General features: G+C 47.2%; 17 protein-coding genes. 4 read left to right on the top strand and 13 right to left on the bottom strand.

The window, feature by feature from the left end; translation table 11 throughout:
* Nucleotides 1–401 precede the first annotated feature (401 nt).
* Complete coding sequence (locus tag H6F56_RS08385; protein WP_190666743.1) at nucleotides 402–1,136, top strand: hypothetical protein; 735 nt, start codon at nucleotides 402–404, stop codon at nucleotides 1,134–1,136.
* A 160-nt stretch (nucleotides 1,137–1,296) separates the two neighbouring features.
* Here the strand turns inward: H6F56_RS08385 and H6F56_RS08380 are convergent, their stop codons facing one another.
* The 4 genes from H6F56_RS08380 to H6F56_RS08365 all read right to left on the bottom strand — a co-directional run bounded on the left by H6F56_RS08380 (nucleotide 1,297) and on the right by H6F56_RS08365 (nucleotide 5,196).
* Nucleotides 1,297–2,448: a hybrid sensor histidine kinase/response regulator gene (locus tag H6F56_RS08380; RefSeq protein WP_190666741.1), complete on the bottom strand. Its 1,152-nt coding sequence runs from the start codon at nucleotides 2,446–2,448 to the stop codon at nucleotides 1,297–1,299.
* A gap of 2 nt (nucleotides 2,449–2,450) precedes the next feature.
* Nucleotides 2,451–2,819: a response regulator gene (locus tag H6F56_RS08375; protein WP_190666739.1), complete on the bottom strand. Its 369-nt coding sequence runs from the start codon at nucleotides 2,817–2,819 to the stop codon at nucleotides 2,451–2,453.
* A complete protein-coding gene (locus tag H6F56_RS08370; RefSeq protein WP_190666737.1) occupies nucleotides 2,820–4,265 on the bottom strand; it encodes an ATPase domain-containing protein in 1,446 nt (481 codons plus the stop codon).
* Nucleotides 4,266–4,518: 253 nt separating this feature from the next.
* The gene (locus tag H6F56_RS08365; RefSeq protein WP_190666735.1) at nucleotides 4,519–5,196 is read right to left on the bottom strand and encodes a class I SAM-dependent methyltransferase; all 678 of its coding nucleotides are present in this window, start codon (nucleotides 5,194–5,196) and stop codon (nucleotides 4,519–4,521) included.
* A gap of 192 nt (nucleotides 5,197–5,388) precedes the next feature.
* Between H6F56_RS08365 and H6F56_RS08360 the strand changes: the two genes are divergently transcribed.
* The 3 genes from H6F56_RS08360 (at nucleotide 5,389) to H6F56_RS08350 (ending at nucleotide 9,655) form a co-directional block, all read left to right on the top strand.
* Nucleotides 5,389–6,345 carry a peptidylprolyl isomerase gene (locus H6F56_RS08360; RefSeq protein ID WP_309236473.1) on the top strand — a complete coding sequence of 319 codons (957 nt, stop codon included), beginning with the start codon at nucleotides 5,389–5,391 and terminating at the stop codon, nucleotides 6,343–6,345.
* Between the two features lie 205 nt (nucleotides 6,346–6,550).
* Entirely contained in the window at nucleotides 6,551–7,681 is a 1,131-nt protein-coding gene (locus H6F56_RS08355) for a HetZ-related protein 2 (protein WP_190666733.1), read from the top strand.
* Nucleotides 7,682–8,575: 894 nt separating this feature from the next.
* On the top strand, nucleotides 8,576–9,655 hold the full coding sequence (locus tag H6F56_RS08350; protein WP_190666731.1) for a hypothetical protein: 1,080 nt from the start codon (nucleotides 8,576–8,578) through the stop codon (nucleotides 9,653–9,655).
* A 165-nt stretch (nucleotides 9,656–9,820) separates the two neighbouring features.
* On the opposite strand, the gene H6F56_RS08345 is transcribed toward H6F56_RS08350, so the two are convergent.
* The 9 genes from H6F56_RS08345 to H6F56_RS08310 all read right to left on the bottom strand — a co-directional run bounded on the left by H6F56_RS08345 (nucleotide 9,821) and on the right by H6F56_RS08310 (nucleotide 17,935).
* Nucleotides 9,821–10,273: a PAM68 family protein gene (locus H6F56_RS08345; RefSeq protein WP_190666729.1), complete on the bottom strand. Its 453-nt coding sequence runs from the start codon at nucleotides 10,271–10,273 to the stop codon at nucleotides 9,821–9,823.
* Nucleotides 10,274–10,280: 7 nt separating this feature from the next.
* Nucleotides 10,281–10,550, bottom strand: coding sequence for a 30S ribosomal protein S15 (gene rpsO, locus H6F56_RS08340; protein WP_190666727.1), 270 nt, complete (start codon nucleotides 10,548–10,550; stop codon nucleotides 10,281–10,283).
* 67 nt (nucleotides 10,551–10,617) lie between these two features.
* Nucleotides 10,618–11,247: a Holliday junction branch migration protein RuvA gene (ruvA, locus tag H6F56_RS08335; RefSeq protein ID WP_190666725.1), complete on the bottom strand. Its 630-nt coding sequence runs from the start codon at nucleotides 11,245–11,247 to the stop codon at nucleotides 10,618–10,620.
* Between the two features lie 191 nt (nucleotides 11,248–11,438).
* Nucleotides 11,439–11,909, bottom strand: coding sequence for a nucleoside deaminase (locus H6F56_RS08330; protein ID WP_190666723.1), 471 nt, complete (start codon nucleotides 11,907–11,909; stop codon nucleotides 11,439–11,441).
* An 85-nt stretch (nucleotides 11,910–11,994) separates the two neighbouring features.
* Nucleotides 11,995–13,341 (bottom strand): ATP-binding protein, encoded by a 1,347-nt coding sequence (locus H6F56_RS08325; protein WP_190666721.1) that lies wholly within the window; start codon nucleotides 13,339–13,341, stop codon nucleotides 11,995–11,997.
* Between the two features lie 190 nt (nucleotides 13,342–13,531).
* Nucleotides 13,532–14,941, bottom strand: a complete 1,410-nt coding sequence (locus H6F56_RS08320; RefSeq protein WP_190666719.1) for an IctB family putative bicarbonate transporter — start codon at nucleotides 14,939–14,941, stop codon at nucleotides 13,532–13,534.
* A 247-nt stretch (nucleotides 14,942–15,188) separates the two neighbouring features.
* A complete protein-coding gene (locus H6F56_RS08315; protein WP_190666717.1) occupies nucleotides 15,189–16,688 on the bottom strand; it encodes a GAF domain-containing sensor histidine kinase in 1,500 nt (499 codons plus the stop codon).
* A 367-nt stretch (nucleotides 16,689–17,055) separates the two neighbouring features.
* Entirely contained in the window at nucleotides 17,056–17,190 is a 135-nt protein-coding gene (locus H6F56_RS26795; RefSeq protein ID WP_255513696.1) for a hypothetical protein, read from the bottom strand.
* A gap of 4 nt (nucleotides 17,191–17,194) precedes the next feature.
* Complete coding sequence (locus H6F56_RS08310) at nucleotides 17,195–17,935, bottom strand: GUN4 domain-containing protein (RefSeq protein WP_190666715.1); 741 nt, start codon at nucleotides 17,933–17,935, stop codon at nucleotides 17,195–17,197.
* Nucleotides 17,936–17,971: the final 36 nt, after the last annotated feature.

Below are 17,971 nucleotides of genomic sequence, written 5' to 3'. Positions count from 1 at the left end.
AGAGAGAGAGGAACCAAGGTAGATGCTGGGTTAAGACTACGCAATTAAGAGCCACTTAACAGACAAAAAGTGAAGCCCTATAACCCTAATTTAATTAAGTATTTTTAAGGTTTTTGAGCTTAATAAAGGCGGGATTTAGACAAGATTAAAGCAGCCTATTTACCCATCATTGAGTTGCCGGATGGAAATCTCCCTTGGGGCTGATACGGCTGAGCTGGTCGTTAACCTATGATGTTAATCAGGTTGAACAGATAGCTTGCTGAGCAAAGCTTAAAAGTTAAGTTCAGCCTGACTTGAATGTAAAAGGTTCTCAAACTGCTTAATATTAAAGCTGTTCGAGAGGTCGGGGACGATCATCTATAAAACAGAAAAATTTTTGACGAGTTCTAGTAAGGATAATTATGAAACCGAACGATCCAAATAACTACAGCCGTGAAGTTCAGAGAGAAGTTCATACCGATCCTGTAACCCACACACAGAACACCACAACCCGAACAACTGAAACAGTTAACGGTGTTAACCCTGCCAAAAAAGCGGCTTATCACGATGGTTACGTGCATGGGCGAGTTGTTGAGAACTCCCAACAAGCTGAGGTTCAACGGGTTCGTGAGAACGATACTGCCGCGCGTGGATTGTTACTCGGCATCATCCTCACTTCTCTCATTGGCTTGGCTCTTGGTGCCGTATACTACCTGAATCAGCGCAATGAGGCTCCTAACCCGGCTGTTGCACCCACAACGGCACCTCGCGCCATCGAGCCTTCACCGGCAGAAGCTCCGATTCGCTCTACGGAAAGAGAAACCACAATTATTGAAAGAGCGATTCCCGTTCCTCAGCCGGCTGCTCCACAACCGAGTTCTCCAACAAATATCGATATTACAGTTCCCAATCCTTCAAGCCAACCAGCTCCCGCAGAAACAAAGCCGGCTCCTATCACGCCGCCTAACATCAATATCACCGTTCCCAATTCAGTGAACCAAGAAGCTCCCACGAAAACAGAGTCTGACGCTCAGACTTCACCGGCTTCCCCTACAAAGGCGGGTGATGACGCTTCAGAAAATAACTCTAGTGGCGGTGCTTTAGTCGAACCCAGTGGTACTTCTGGTGCCGGTGCGCCGGCGAATTCCGGCCAATAAAAGTTTGAACACGCATCCTATCTTGATTGTCATCCCAAACTTTAGCCCTTTCTAGAAGTAGAGAGGGCTTTTATTTAGCAAGACTATTTAAGTTTGTAAACTTCTACTTTAAAATCTATAATTTGCAAGCGCGAACGTCACAGCGAACGCGCCTAAATTTTCAATCCTGGCAAGAGCTACCCGCATCTAAACTGACGCACATTGGTGGACTATTTAAAGGAGCCAAAGGCAGCGTCACCGTAAAGGTAGTGCCGGCACCTAGTTCACTTGAAACTTTGATCTGTCCCCCGTGTAAATCTACACACCGTTTAACAATCGAAAGCCCCAGTCCAGTACCCGGAGTCTTCCCAACATTTTTAGCCCGATGGAACGATTCAAACAATCGGGGTAAACTTTCTGGAGGAATGCCAATTCCCCCATCTTGAATTTGAAAAATCACCTTTGCCTCATCACAAACAACATTCAAACATACATTGCTGTCTTGGGGCGAGTATTTAATCGCATTTGAGAGCAAATTAGTAAGGATATGTTGCAGCAAGTTTTTATCGAGCATGACAAGGCTGCATTGACCCTCACAGACAAACGTAAATCGGTTGTGGTTGCTAGCCACTGTAGACGCCTCGCTCGCATTGGCGTGGGCCATATCTTCCATCAGAGCAACGCAGAATTCTTGGAGATTGAGAGCTGCCGGATAGCACTCCATTTTCTCCAAATCAGAACGACTGATGACCAAAACATTGTCTAAAAGTTTAGTCATTCCTTGAGCCGCGTCTTCAACTCGCCGTAAATACCCGATTCTTTTCTCCCGATGCCAGGGTTCATCGTAAATTTCTAGTAACTGTGCACAAGAGTAGATAACGGTGAGCGGGTTGCGAAACTCGTGGGATACCATAGAGCAAAACTGTGATTTAAGAATATTAAGTTCTTCCAGTTGCTTGTTGGCTTGATGAAGTTCTAAAGAAAGCTGCCGGGTTCGCAACAAAATTTCCACACGAGCTTGCAATTCTACTTTTTCAATTGGGCTGGTGATCAACTCGTCAACGCCTTGCCACAGATGCCGAGTCGCCATTCCCACCTCTGGACGGGAAACGATGAGGAGAACAGGGAGAAAAACTGGCTGCTCAGATGCTTTTCGCTCTTGCAACCACTGCCTCCACTGCTCCGTTGCCGGCCCGTCCAAAAGGCACAAATCAAAGGGTTCGTCCAGCTGTTGAGCCGAATCGGGTAACCCAACCTCGTAAAATGATTCCAGCCACTGTGCCAGCAGCCGGCGGTTTTCTTTGTGATCTAAGAGCAGTAAAATTCTTGTCATATTTACTCACCCAGCAGGTTGCGAATGAGGCCGAGTAATTGGTTTGCTACGAGTGGTTTTACTAGCATATTGTGTGCTCCATGTGCGAAACTCTCCTGCTGAATCGCCGCACTTTGCTTTGGTGAAAGTACCAAAAAAGGAATTTGTGCGGCTTGCAGTTGCTCGCAGTGTTCCCAAATACTCCGGTCAAAACCGGAAATATCGAGTAAAACCACTCCAATTTCTTCTTTGCGCTCTAAAAATTGCTCAAACTCTTCTAAGCTAGTCGCGCTGAGAACTTGGTATCCTTCCCTTCCGAGAAACTTGGCTAGCAATTCTAAGTTACGCCGGTTGTGATCAAGAGCTAAAATCAGCGGAGTTTCTGCCATCATTTATCTCTCTTTTCTGGAAACCCATTCTGGATTACCGCTCAGGAGGCCGCGAAGTTCAAGCAGGGGTCTACCTACTTTAATTCCATAGCGTGTGACCTCAATTTCTCGTAAGGCTTTCTCAAAGGAAGACAGTCGTTTTTTGAGTACCCCGATTGCTTTACGCATTTCGCCTTCCATCTCTAGATAACGAAGGAAAACAATGTTATCAGCAATATAGCTCATTCCAATCTCAGTGACGCGAAACTCACCCGTAACAAACGCCATTTCGTTAACTAAGATGACTGTCACGCCCATATTTTTTAGATATTGGCACAGCGCATGAAGGTGACTAACCAGGTCATCGCCTCGCAGAGAAATCCGATAGCCTGAGATGCTATCAATCATAACAATGCGTGCTTTTTTCTGCTCTACCTCCCTGCGAACTTGACGGGCGAACTCGTCGGGGGTGTAGTGCATTGGCTCTATGGGGACAATTGAAAGCGTTCCCCGCTTGGTCATAGCGCTGACTGGAATATTAACCGATTCACAGCGTTGCACAAGGGTTTCTTCAGCTTCTTCAAAAGTGTAGACTGCCGAACGCTCGCCTCTACCGGCAGCTTCTTTCATAAACTGAAGTCCCAGCGTGGTTTTGCCAACGCCGGTGGGTCCTGTGACAATGGTGATGGTTCCCCGTTCCAGTCCGCCGTGCAGCAGTTCGTCGAGTTCTGGCACCCCAGACGAAAGTGGCTCTGGTACATAGTCCCTGCTGTAGGCTCCAGGTTGCAAGCGTGGGAATACCGCCATGCCGGCTCCTGTCAAGCGCATTGAGTGCCGGCCTCCCCGGAAGTCTGATCCGCGAAATTTGGTGACGTGAACGGTGCGTCCTTCAGAAGCGTAGTTCAAGTGAATGACGCCATCACTCATAAATTGCAAGTCGTCGTCGGGAACGTTCTCGCTGCCTTCTGAGGTAGACAGGATTGTCGCGTTCTGTTCCAAGAGAAAGCGCATAAATGAAAGCACTTGCTTGCGGAACTGAAAGGCATCGCTAGAGAGGAAACGGAACTGAGTCATGGCATCCAGGAATACCCGCTCAGGTTTGAGGCTCCCTACTTCGTCAATAATTTTTTGAGTGGTGGGTTCTCGTTCTACCTCGGCTGGAGAAAAGAGGTCGTAAGTTTGTACCTCAGTAAAAAAGTCTGAGGTGGGACTGAGATCAAGAAAAGCCATGCTTTTCGTATCAACACCCAACTTCTCGGCGTTTCGGCGGATTTGCTCTGCGGGTTCTCCCAGGGTGATATACAGAGTTTTCTCGCCATTTTCGACACCGGCAGCTAGAAAGTGCAGTCCGAGGGTGGTTTTGCCGGCACCAGGGCCACCCCGCACTAGATAGGCTCTGTTGGGGACTAAGCCTCCATAAAGAACTTCGTCTAGACCTGGAATCCCTGTGGATAAGCGGTCTTGAGGCATCTTGGGTTCTTGCTCCTTGTCATATCACACTAATGGTAGCTAAGAACCGGGCTTTCTCAGGTTAGGGGTGATAGCAATTTTTCTAAAGCGCAGCGTGCTGCTGGCTGGTGGGAATCATGCTGCTGTTTTCAATGTAGCGGTTCTCAAAAAGACTAGGGTTCGTCAGAAAGACCTTGGGGGGCTTCCCCCAAACTCCCCATTGGTAAGGCAGGATGGGGTGTGCTGTGCCTTGTTAGCCGGCTGTTGACGATTATCAGGCCGGTCTTTGGCCGGAGTAGACGGCAAAACGATAGTTTTTATACCAGCAGTCAACTTGAACAAAACCCACTTCGGACAACCAATTAAGTTGGTCTTGTAGAGTAGCTGTTTTATCTGCTTTCATGCGCTCGATAGCAACTTCTATATCGCGGTCACTGCAACCTTTGGCTTTAGCGCCGTTGAGCCAAGCCTGAGCATATTTTTCTTCGTTCTCCGGCGTGGTGCCTAAAGTTTGGTCTGCATTAATGAAATAACCGCCGCTTTGCAACGCACCAAAAATCTTTTGAAACACCCTTTTTAACTGATCTTGCGGTGTATGATGCAGCGCCAAAGCCGAAATGACAACATCGTAGTTCCCGACAATTGGCGCATTGATAAAATCCAAAACCAAGTAATCAATATTGCGATTTGAACCGAAACGCTCTTGTGCCTTGCTCAACATCTGGGATGAAATGTCGGACAAAGTGATGCTGGCTTGTGGAAAGGCAGCCGCAACCAAGCCAGATAGCAGCCCCGTGCCAGCGCCAATGTCAAGTATTTTAATGTGGGCTTGACTGTTGTGAGGAATGAGTTCGAGTGCAGTGCTGTAGAAATCATCAAAACACGGAATGTATTGACGTCGAGTGCGGTCATAATCTTGTGCGGCAGAATCGAAAAGAGCTTTGATGTCCACGATTGTTATTGGCGGTAAATGGGAACGCGTTCACATTACCCTAATCTTTCTCTCACCACAATAAATTAGCCCTGCCTCCAAAAGGTTTGCCGACTTAGTGTCAAGGGCGATTGTCAATTAGTCATTTATACGTTTAAACCCTCTTTTTTGTACTGCATTTGCCTTGCTGGTAAGCAATCTGCCTATCTATCTGTGCGAACAACCGTCCAAAATCCTCAATTGCCCCCTATAATTGCGATGGCTTTCCCGCAAACTCCACTCAATTGCGCGGATACAACGCCAACCGGCTACCCGAAATCGGGGCAGAGAGTGGGTAAAATTCACCGTCACGCTGTCGTTGTGCCATCCCCATCAGGTATGGAATCCCAAACTTTCCTGACCATTGACGATCAACCGATTTCTTTGCGTCAAGCTATCAGCTACCTACGCACCACCGGCGATCTGTCGCGCACGATTCAAATTATTCTGCGGCAACATCTGGTGGAACAACAACTAGAGTCCCGCGCCGGTTTAGAAATTGATCCCCTCCGCATTGAGCAAGCCATTATTAATTTCCGGCTCAAAAATGGTTTAATTGAGCCAGAAAGCTTCGAGGAATGGCTGCAAACCCAACGCCTCAGTTACAGGGATTTTCGTAACCAATTGCTCACCGGCATGAAGCTCACTCAGCTCAAGGCGGAAGTGACAGCCTCCAAAGTTGAGGAATACTTTAATGAAAATAAAACACGACTTGATCAAGTCGTTCTTTCTCGCATCATTGTCAGCGATCAAAATCTGGCTGAGGAACTGACGCGGCAACTGATCGACGATCACCGGCCCTTTGAAAGCTTAGCGAGAGAGCATTCGATTGGCAGTGAACGCCTTGTGAATGGGATGATGGGGTTAGTGATGATGGGACAACTGCCAGAGCCAATTCGAGAAGCAATTGAAGGGGCGACGATTGGCGATTTAATTGGGCCGGTGGAAGTTGAAGGGCGCTATCACTTGTTGCGTGTTGAGCAATGGCAGCCGGCCTCCCTAGAAGGGGCGCTAAGACAGGAAATTCAAGAGCAAATGTTTGAGCAATGGGTGCAAGAGCATCTGAAAAATAAAGCGATTAAACTACACCTCGATGAATCTCCCTCTGGGCTGTCACAACAGAGAATTTAAACGGTGAAATTGTCAGAAAGTGTCGATGTTGGATGCTGAGTATTGAAAGTTTGGAGCCGGCCATACAAGCGCCCCTTTCTCCGCGCTCATAGAAAAATTTCCCAGGAAAATTTTCTATTTAAATACTCACAATCCTTGGTGTAGAAAGCTTAAAATCGGGGATGTTGGGCAGTTGCTCAACACGCGTGTGAGGAGCGCAACCTGAATGAAACTGGCTGAACAAATAGCACAAGATTGGCGATTACGACTGGCGAATGACTGCCCAAACTATGCCAAAAGCACCCATGAAAGTATTATCTGTTGGTTAGTGGGTGAAGATGTAGCGCGATTTGAAATCTTAACTTTGCCCCAACTGGCCCTGGCTCAGCAAGCAATGGATTTCCGCTACCGGATTTTGCGCCGGCGCTATCTGGGAGTAACACCGGATCAGGCATATCGGCATCTCATCCAGCGCTTAGGCAGTTTGGTGCTGCTGCGCCAGAAAATTCGCACTTGGGTGGCGCTTAGTCGCGACCGGCAGCGCTCGGTGGTGGATGTGGTGCAAGAAGTGATTCAAGAAATGTTGCAGGGTGATCGCTATATGCAGCAGCAAATCTCTTGGATTGCTCAGTGTACCCAAGAGGCACGTCTGCGTAATGCACTGGTACTCGCGACGACCGAAGAGTATTGTATGCGACCTGTTCGCAACCAACCGCTGCTTGTCTACCGATTTGTTAACTATCTGCGTCGATGCCAACGCGGCGGCTTAACCCAAGTGCCGGCAGATGAATTGATCCGGCTTGTCTCTGAGGAGGTCTCTCCTTCTGACACAGAAGGTTCTATCAGTTTGTTAGATGTGCAGGCAAGTGTTGAGCATCAAGAGGTGCAAGCTTGGGAAGAACAACAGCTGCTACGAACCTCTGTTCAGCGAGAGTTTGAAACTTATTTAGCAGAAAATGTCGGCCCGATGGCGGTTCAGTGGCTGAGACTCTATCTGCAGGGTCGTTCTCAAGATGCGATCGCTCAGCAGTTAAAGCTGCCGGTGAAGCAAGTCTACCGGCTGCGAGAAAAAATTAGCTACCATGCGATTCGGGTTTTTGCACTAAAAATTCAGCCTGAGTTGGTAGCGAGTTGGTTAGAGACCTCTTTAAGTGAGCACAGTCTGGGTTTAACCTCGGCACAGTGGCAGCAATATTGGAACAATCTGACGGCAGTGCAACGCCAATTGCTGGAGTTGCTGAGAGCCGGCCACTCGATTCATGCGATTGCGGAGATTTTGAAGCTTAAACCTAATCAGGTGATCGGCGAGTGGACTAAGCTGTATATTGCGGCTCAAATGCTGCGAAATGTGTCTTAATCGTTACGAATTGCCGGCATTTTGTTAAGTAGTTTTCGGGTGTTTGTGGCAGAGAATCCTAGTTTTGGGAATTAAACGTTAGCTGCTTCTCTCACGTCCTGATCAGGTTTGAGCGGGAAGGGTTTAGAAAAATTTATCAGCTAAGGCGCATTTCAATTCGCTCTTTTATACGAACGGTTCAATATCGGCGAATTCCTCCTCCCTTCCCTTGATTGGGGCGCACAGGTGGGTGTGTTCACAGGAACCCTTCTCCGTCTTAATCCGGGCAGATTAATTAAATGTCTACCTAACTGCATATTTGGCTAATTCCCAACATTTACATGACAAGTGCCGGTTTAAAAGATCGCCTGCCGGCAAAACCGATAACTTTTCGTCACAACCCCTCCTCCCGCTTAGCGGACTTGATATTATAAGTGAGAAGTCGCAACCCCTTGAGTGTGGTGCTGGAAAAAAATGGATTTTCCACTTCTTTTTTCTGTGTTAATTTTCCTTTTCTTTGCTAGATTTTTCAACTCTTGTATATTAAAATAATAGAAATTTGACAAGTTAATTCAAGAGTGTTTAAGTGTTCATCGGCCACGTAAAACTCAATTTCAAGATAGCTTGAATTGCAAATACTTTGGGCTAGTGATATTGAAAGCCGAAGTGCGGGGTATCCTAAATAGATAATCCGTAAATTCGGTAAAATGCCTTGACAAATGGCAGCTTTTCCTAAAAATCTCTAAAAAATTTAAGTCATAAAAACAGCGCCCTGAATTCTTGCGGAAAAGCGTTTTTGAAGGAGATCCGGAAAAGCTAAAAATCCTGGGGAAGTGGTGCTGAACTCGCCCGTTGAATTCAAGGCCACCCAACCGGCACTCGCTGGGCGAACCCACAACGAATAGGAATCCCTTCATGGATAATACTCAGGTTTTTAAGTTAATTGACAGCGTTCTTTCTTTAGAGGTTTGCTTGTACCATCAAGTGCTTCCTTTAGCGCGACAGCAAAAAAGCCTGCTGCTGGGGATGGTCGATCCAGAAGATGCCTCGGCTATAAACTATGTCCGCCGAATGCTAAAAAATTTAAATTGCACAGTCGTGCCCAGACGGATTTCTGCTGAGGCGCACAAGTCGTTTCTCTCGGCTTACTTGAACTATAAGGGGCAAACGCAAATACAGGCTGAACCGGCAAAGGCTTCGGGTTCTGCCACGGTTATTCAAGAACCGCAGTCGGTTGCACCTAAAATGCAAAAGAGTCCACTACCGCACAATAGCCAACAAGTGAAGGCTCAAACGCCTGTAGGGCAGCGCTCGCCCGCCACGCCGGCGGCAGCTAAGAAACCGGCAGCCACGCAACCGCCATCAAATTTGCCAGTTCTAAAAGTACAAGCGTTTTACTTATCGCGTCCGATTCAGATGCTTGTTAACTTAGCACCCCAACAATTAATTCAAGAGTTGCTAGGGCGGGTATTATTAGAAGGAATTGGCCGGCTTTATTTAGAGCGACACCCTGAATACGGTCGGGTTCTCTGGACTCAGCAGGGAGTGTTGCAATCTGCAATCGAAAGTTTGCCGTTACCAGTATTTGAGGGATTAGTTCAAGAATTTAAGCACTTTTTCAATCTTCCCTATATGCCGGTGGAACAAGCAACACAGGTGGAGATAGAACGGCTTTATAACAAAGCTCATTTACTGTTGCTATTGCAAGTGACCCCAGGTAAACATGGTGAAGAGGTAAACCTTCAGGTATTGCGCGGGGAAGCTTTGAAGTTTTACCAGCAGCAAAAAATTGCAGATTTGAGTCAAGATGCCTTAAAGCTGGCGATGCAGCTGCAACGTAAGCTGAGTGAAATTGGTAATCGCTTTGATCGAACCCTGACTTCAGAATCGCTGGAAGCCCTACCGGCAATTGATCAGCTGGTTAAAAGCATGGATTTGCAGCTACAGGCACTAAACACCTCGCAAGACAATGAGGGGGTGAATGGCGAAGGGTGAGTGCGGAGCTTAGTTTTATCCTTGACCCTATGCGCTACGCGCACACTCCGCTATCACCCTTTACCCTCGCTCGCAATTAGGACGCCCGTCACAATCATCAGGAATTTGCATCATCAGCCTCGATGGTCGCCAAGCGCCATCGCACAACTAAGCGCTAGCACTCTGTCAGGTTTTTTTCCGGGCTGAGCGCCAAGCCTCGGTCATGCGTCCAAAATTTGTTGTAAACTCGCTCCAGCCTAACTTGCTTCCTGGTATTTCCTCATCCCAAGAAGCGGAGATTACTCCGTAAGTTAGCCCCAAGACGCCCAAGCCAAAGAAGCCCATGCTCACTAACACAACGGCTACATTGGGCAACTCAAACAATTTATTCGTGACAATCCAATAGCTGACAATAAATGTGAACATCCCTAAGAAGGACGGGATGCCACAAAATATAGCCATGCGACTGGCCATCCGTTTGCTCACCACCTCTGGGATGGCCGTTTCTTCCCTAGAAACCGGAGACTTTTTGTCAGCTTTTTCAGCGGCGGGTGCTGTGGTTGAGCTGTTTTTATCCGGTTTTTTGCGATTTTTAGCCGGCTCAAACGGGAGGCGATCCCGTGGGGATTCTGATGACATAAGCTGTTTAACCGCGAATGCCCAGGCGAGTGATTAAGGCGCGATAACGATCATTGTCTTCTTTCAGGATGTATGCCAGCAGACGCTTACGCGCGCCGATCATTTTTAGCAAGCCGCGTCTGGAAGAGTGGTCTTTTTGATTTGCTTTTAAATGCCCGCTGAGCCGGTTAATCCGCTCGGTAAGCATTGCAACTTGGAGGTCTGCTGAGCCAGTGTCCGTTTCATGACGTTGGTACTCAGACATGAGTTCGTGTTTGCGCTCTTGCGTCAGTGCCATCGATTTCTCGCCAATTTTATATATGCAGCAATTTTTGATTATACCACTGTTTTTTAGGCCGGCAAGGTTATTGCCGGCTCAACCAGGCAATGCTGGCGCGAATCCACGCTTCGGCATCTGTGTTTTCAGACAAACTGGCGTCTTCAGAGAGGGCAGATAGGGCTTCCATCACCTCAGGACTGGTATATCCCAGTGCTAGCAGTGTCATTTCCACATCTTCTTGAAGTGCCGTCGCAACCCCTGCCGGCACCGGCATCGCTAATCCCGATTGCTGCCGCCATTCTGCCAGTTTGGTTTTAAGTTCCAAAGCAATCCGTTCTGCTGTTTTCGCCCCCACTCCCGGCGTTTTCGCTAGCTGGCGGGTATTACTGGTGACAATTGCCTGGACTAAATCTTGCAATCCTAGGGTATCAAGCAAGGCAATCGCTAATTGAGCGCCAATCCCACTGACACTCACTAGCTGGCGAAACAAATCCCGTTCCGCAGCGGAGGCAAATCCGTAGAGCACCTGTTGATCTTCTCGAATTTGTAAGTGAGTGAACACTTGAAATGCTTCTCCGGCTGCCGGCAGTTGCTGCACCATGCGGGGCGGGATTTGCAGGTCATATCCCACCTGATTTACCTCTAAAGTGAGGGTAATTCGATTGGCCGTATTTTTATGAATGCCGGCAACTTTACCTTTGAGATAACTGATCATTCACTCTGTAATTAGATGTCATGAAACTGCTTGCAAAACAATAAAAGAGTAGATTTTTCCGGGATTGGATCTGGAAAATACCGGAATATTCTTTATACAGAATCTACCCTGAAAATGGTTTGCCTAATCCGTGTAGAATAGTTAACTTAAAAATTAAATTCTATAATGCTTTAATTTTTAAGCTTAATTTTTTAGTATAATTTACCAGATTTTGATTCTTTCCATTCTTTAAAAATTTCTAAATTTTCTTCTTTCATAAAATTTCCCTGAATTTCTATAGAGCTATTTCCTAACTGTTTCATCTGCTGATTGGAAATGCTTAGCTCTCTGAAACCAGCATTCTGAGCATCCTCAATGCTGGTTCCGTAGACAATTTTAGAAATATTTGCCCAATGACAGGCACTAAAGCACATGGGACAAGGTTCGCAAGTGGAATAAATTACACAACCAGACAAATCAATCGTATTTAATTTTTTACACGCTTCTCGAATCGCGTTAATTTCGGCATGAGCGGTGATATCTGTACTTTGCCAGACAATATTATGCACGCAACTGATAACTTCTCCATCTTTGACAATACACGCCCCAAAAGGAGTTGGCCCTTTTGTTAGACCTTCTTTGGCTTTTTCGATTGCCATTTTCATGAATTTTTCATCGGTCATTTTCTAGGTTTCCTCCCTGTTGTTATGTTAATGATTCCCCAGATTTACTATCTTACAAGCTTAAACCAGGGAAAAGTTAGGCAATCTACCGACGCTTTTTATCTTTTTTACTCAATTGGCCGGCTATTGCTAATTCTGCCTTAAGAAAATCAACAAATTGCCGCGCTGTGCGCCCAGAACGACCGTTATGACGAGTCGCCCACTGAAGTGCTTTATAATCTAAATCTTCTTGACTGAGATTAATGCCGGCTTGCATTGCAAGATGGCGGACAATTTTGAGGTAAGTGTCTTGATTTGCCGGCTCGAATGTTAAAGTTAAACCAAAGCGGTCGCTAAATGAAAGCTTCTCTTGAACAGTATCCCAAGCGTGAACTTCCTCACTGCTACTCGGACGCGGACGATCATCAAAAAACTCTCGAATTAAGTGCCGCCGGTTAGATGTCGCATAGACAATTACATTTTGAGGTCTAGCGGTGATATTTCCTTCTAAAACTACTTTCAGTGCTTTAAAGGCATCATCATCTTCCTCAAAAGAAAGGTCATCCACAAAAATTATAAATTTTTGCGGTAAATCTCGCAACTGCTCAACAATTGCCGGCAAGTCTTTCATGTCAGATTTTGCCACTTCAACGAGACGCAAACCCCGTTCGCCGCACTCATTTAATAGCGCCTTCACTAAAGAAGATTTGCCAGAACCACGGCTACCATAAAGCAATACGTGCAGCGCTGGAAAACCGGCTAATAAAAATTCTGTATTTTTTAGTAAGGTTTCTCGCTGAAGCTCATAACCCGTTAACTCGTTAAGCTTGATAGAATCAGGGTGTGGGATTTTGACTAATTTTCCTGAATCCCAGCGTACCGCCCGCGCATCTGCAAACAAGCCGATGCTGTACTTCTGATAATAAGTTGTTAAGGTTTCTAGCGCATCTGACCAGTTGCTTTGCGTTTGCAGAAATGTTATAATCGGCAGTTCAGATGCGACCTTTTCACTATTTTGTTCATAATCCCAAACAATCGGCGCATCGGGTATTCCGGAAGCAGTTTGTACCCATCGGCTTAACTGTTCACCGCTGCAATAATACAGACTTTGTAGGGCTTGTAAATCATGTTGGGCAGCAGCAATAAGTGCCGGCGGCAAACTGGCTAGTTCGGTTTTCTGTGCTTGTTGGGTAAAGGGATTCTCATCTTTGAGAATTTGCGCGATTAAATAATTTTGCCAGCTTTGATTTTTGGCAGCCAAAGCTTTGAACCAACTGCCATAAGCTTGTAGGCAATTCGTGCCACTGGCATCACTTTGGTGGAGGGCTTGCAAGAGGTTGAGGAAAGTTTGACCGGCAATGCCGGCGAGAACGTTTTGATAGAGCAGCAGAGAGGCTGCTTGGCGTTGCAGGAACCGGATAGAAGCGATAGTGTGAGTATTGGGAAAAGACATAATATTAAGTATATCTGAATTGAGCCACGCATTTTTATACGTCAATTCAAATGTTACACAAGTTTTGAAAAAATATTATACAGTTTTACAATAACTAAAAAAATACAAGTATTTGGATATATTAATTATTAAATATCCAAAAATTGCCGGTTGCGTTAAGTGTTGCAACCGGCATCAAATCTTCTTCGTTTTAAACAGCGGAATCTTCGCTAGAAATTAGCTCATTCGCCGGCTGCCGTTTCGGAACTGTATAGTAACTGGCAACAATCGCCATCATTAGCCACCAAAGCGTACTAACTTCAGGGCGATACCAAACCGTATCGACAAAACCATGAGCAAGCATACCGGCAATCGTGGCAACTGCTGCGATTAACCAATACCCTTCGGCACTACCCAGCCGGCGGAGTCTGGCAAGCTGCACCCGCGCTTGGTTAAACGTCACTAACAGCAGCCAAACAAAACAACCTAAGCCAATAAAGCCGGTTTCTACTGCTACTTCCAGCCAAATGGAATAGGCACTCAAGGCAGTAAAACGCGGCTTCATATAAAGCGGGTAAATTTTATTAAAAGCCGAGTTACCTGGGCCAATTCCTAAAATCGGACGATCTCGAATCATCGCCATTACAGAATCCCAAACATTAATGCGGAAATTATTACTGCTGTCCTTGCGATCCAGAAAAATACTGAATACCCGATCACGCACCGGCTCAACAAACATCACCGCCACAATTAACGCCGCAACCGCTCCTCCCAACACTGCCGGCATCGCCCAAGTGCGCCAGAAAGGTGACAACTGAACGCTTATCCAGTAAACCAGTAACAGCATCATGACACCCAGGGAAACCACCATGCCAATCCAGCCACCTCGGCTAAACGTCAGGATCAAGCAAGCCGAATGAACCACTGTCATTGTCAGCGCCAAAGCTTTCGCACTCCAACTGCGCCAAGCAAACATCGCCGCAATGCTCAATGCCACAGCCGGCAGCAGATACCCAGCTAGAAGATTGGGATTTCCTAAATAGCTATAAACCCGCGTCACATTCGCACTCGAAGACGCGGGATCTGTCCAAGTTGCCAATGGCGGTGCCCCAAAAAACCACTGCCGCATCCCGTAGACACTGACAATTAGGCAAGTATGTAAATACAACCCAATTAACCAAGCGCGAATCCGAGGCGAACGCAACAGTTGTGATAAGAGGGCAAACAGCAGCAAATAAAGCGTCAGTTTCCCCCACCCCACAAATGCCGCCTTTTTCACCGGCGACAGCGCTGTTGCCACCGTTGCCACACTCCAGTACAGCAACACCATCCAGTGAATGGGAGTCACACCGACTTGCGCCTCATCCGATAGCGTTAGCAGCAACCAAAAGCAAGCGCAGGCAATCAGTAAAACGCCCACCAAATCGTTTGATACAAAAGGAACCAGCGCAAATATCAAGCTCACCAATACTGCTGCAATTGGTTCACCCCACTGCATCAACACGCTACCCTGACGCCAAGCACGCAGGGGATCGCCAATTAAACGATAAAAATAGCTAGCAGTTTGCCACTTGTGCAGCAAAAAGTTTTCCAAAGTTAACTGTTGCCAAACAGAATTCATGAATTGCCTTTCACGTCCTAGTAACAATCGTTGTGGCTTTCGAGACCAAACTCGACTGTGAAATTTGCCTGATTCGAGTTCAGTCTCGAACGGCAAAAGTTATAAGCCATTATCTTTTAAAACGACTTAAAAGGCTCTAAAACAGGAACAAAGATATCCTGTCCATTTTTCTGTTAGCGTCAATTTTCTTGATATCAGCCGGGATTAGAGGATTGTTTAACGACTCATTTCCCAATCCCAGCCTATTTTAGCTGGCATAAGGCTCAGTGAAAGAAGCGGTGACTTCTGGCAAACTGACTACATATCGATACCCAGACTCCGGTGAGCCTTGGATTGAGATATCGCCGTTGTGCATTTCTGCTAACAGGCAGCTTAGCAACAGTCCGATGCCTTCACGAGAGCGGTTGCCCCCAAATAATTGCCGCGCCGGCTCTAATCTGTCTGACTCAACCAGCGCCGCCAAATTCGACTCATCTAGCCTGTGCCCGTTCGTCGCGTGGGTTGCTAAAACCGGCGTTTCCAGTTCTTCAGGTCGTTTACTCCCCTCATCCGCTGCTAGGGACTGTGAGAGGGTCAGTTCTGATAAAGGGCAGGAAGACAGTGTTGCTAGGGGAAGTCCTTCTCCCAACCAGGGGTGGGATACCCAAACCGCTATATTTAACCCAGAAATTCTGCGAGAGACATGGAGGCGAACAATACTGCCGGCAGTGGCAGATTGAATCACACAAAAAAGCAAATTATATAGTAGCTGCTGAATCTTCAGCTTATCAAGCATCCAAATGCGATGACCCGGTTCGACGGATAAACGTATTTCTTGCTCTCGTCGGCTGGCATCTTGTTCTAAAGCATTAATCACCTGCTGGCACAACATTTCAATATCAATCGCCGTGAGATGCAACTCCGGCATACTGTCGTCCAGTTCTCCCAGCGCTAAAATTTCATCCACCAGCGAGATTAAATAACGGCCACTGTCGTGGATAATTTCTAGATATTCTTGCTGCTTGTTGTTTAAAGGCCCATAAATTCCCCGTTCCAGCACGCTGGCCATCCCCATCACTGAAGTCAAGGGTGTCCTTAAAGCCTGAGTAACGTGGGTGAGCATTTCCGCTTTAATTTGCTTGAGAGCCGTCTGGAAACGCCTTTTGCTCTGAGCGGTAAAACCGGCATGGGAGCTGGAAGAAAACTGTGCCGGCTCACCTGCAAGGCGCTGGCGCTCAAATTCACTCATGCACCAGCGGGCTGTCAGTTCCAAAAACTGAATTTCTTTAGTAGTAAAGGTACGAGGTGCCAGATCCATTACGGCTAGCGTCCCTAAGCAATGGCCGCTTGATGTCAGCAACGGAACGCCTAAGTAAGCGCGAATGCCGTACTGCTGCACGAGGGAACGATGACCAAACAGGGGGTGATTGGCTGTATCGCGGATAGCCAAAACCTGTCCACTTTCCACCACTTGGGAACAGAAGCATTCGTTTCGCAACAAGTGGATCTGAGCTTGCTGTTTTAGCGGCAGCAAATCGCTCAATCCCACCGCAGCTTTCAACCATTGCCGGTCTTTATCCAGCACTCCCACAATGCAGATCGGGATTTCCAAAAAGTCAGCCGCTGCTTGGACAGTTTGCTCAAACACCGGCACTTTCTGCGCTTCTAACAATCCCAATTCTGCTAAAATCAGCAGGCGTTGATCCTCCTGTGCTGCCGCACTCAAACTATTAAGCGAATCCATTTGTTTGTTTTCGGGGGCTATCATAGCGGTTTTGGGTTGCGATCTAAAAATATTACAAACATTCATGTACGGTTGCAGGGAAGAGTGTTTTAGCTGATTCGCTCCCTGGCACCCTCCGCGATTGCCTTGAGTGCGGGCGATGTGCCGTCAGTTTGCCGAGGCGGTAAAAACTGAGGCGTTATTGGTAGCTTTGCATCGGCTTAGATGTGGGCCAGATGCCATCGTCCTTCACCACAGGCAGGAGCAACGACCTGGGAAGGGTTTGTACCCTCAACAGAGACTTAGCACGCTACCTCTCTGGGCTGTGGGAGCATTACCTTAGACTTATATTTCCCTATCTGCGCTCATGACGAACACAGCGAGAACACGGATAGTTAGGTTTTCCGATTAATCAAATATTTATCGGTGAGGCTGCCACTGCTGCGAGTCTTGAAAAGCGAGTGACGTTTGCCACCGGCAGCCGCCGCACACAATCATATATCCTCTGTGCCGGCTGCTCGTCTTCTACCTTAACGGCTGCCGGCATTTGTTCATCCTTCCCGATCTGGACGCGCCTCCCAGGCTGGGTGCGTGAGCAACTTTGCCATCACTCTCACGCCCCGCAATTGGTTGGTCAGTGGCAAATGCCCCTTCGGTGCGCTCAGATCCCAGGTAAACCCTTGGGGGTAGCGAGTCCAGTTATTGCCGGCTTTCCAGTTAATTTTTGGCCACAGTTTGTCCCAGTTTTTGCCAAGGGATAGCCAAATTTCTCGCTGTACAGAAAAACCAAACTTGCCTTCAGAGTAAACCCCCCACAAATGGTCGAGGGTTTGCAGATCGGGGATCGGGAAGTTGTCTACTTCGGTGAAATACAACCACTTTCTTTGCACTGCACTGGCACCGGCTAACTCACACATCAATTGCAGCGTCAGCCGATCTGCTTCTTGAAAGTCTTGAGCTGCAAGCATTTTTTGCAGCGGGAGATAGTCGATTCCCCTTTCTGAGCGTAGCGGGACGACTCCGGTGGGAAAGTGAGTGTTCAGGAATTCTGCTGCTTTGGGTGAATCGGATTGGAAAAGCATCTGGTAAGCTTTCCCGATGGCCACAGTTGCCGGCCCAGACCGGCGCTCTATTAAGAATTCCATTAAAATGTCCAAACCGGCCTCACTCGGATCTGCCAGCTGCTGAATCAGTTGCAGTTGGGTTTTCTCTGGTGCCGATCTTAACTGGGAGCCAAAGCCGGTGATATCCATTGAGGCGTTGGGTGCTGAGGAAGTCGTCGAGTCAATCATGAGCAGCTATCAGCGATCAGCTATCAGCTATCCGCT

Origin of the sequence: Microcoleus sp. FACHB-672 (assembly GCF_014695725.1) — a bacterium.
Classification (GTDB): domain Bacteria; phylum Cyanobacteriota; class Cyanobacteriia; order Cyanobacteriales; family Oscillatoriaceae; genus FACHB-68.
The sequence above is the reverse complement of the archived record's forward strand: the minus strand, read 5'-3'. Positions and strand labels throughout refer to the sequence as shown.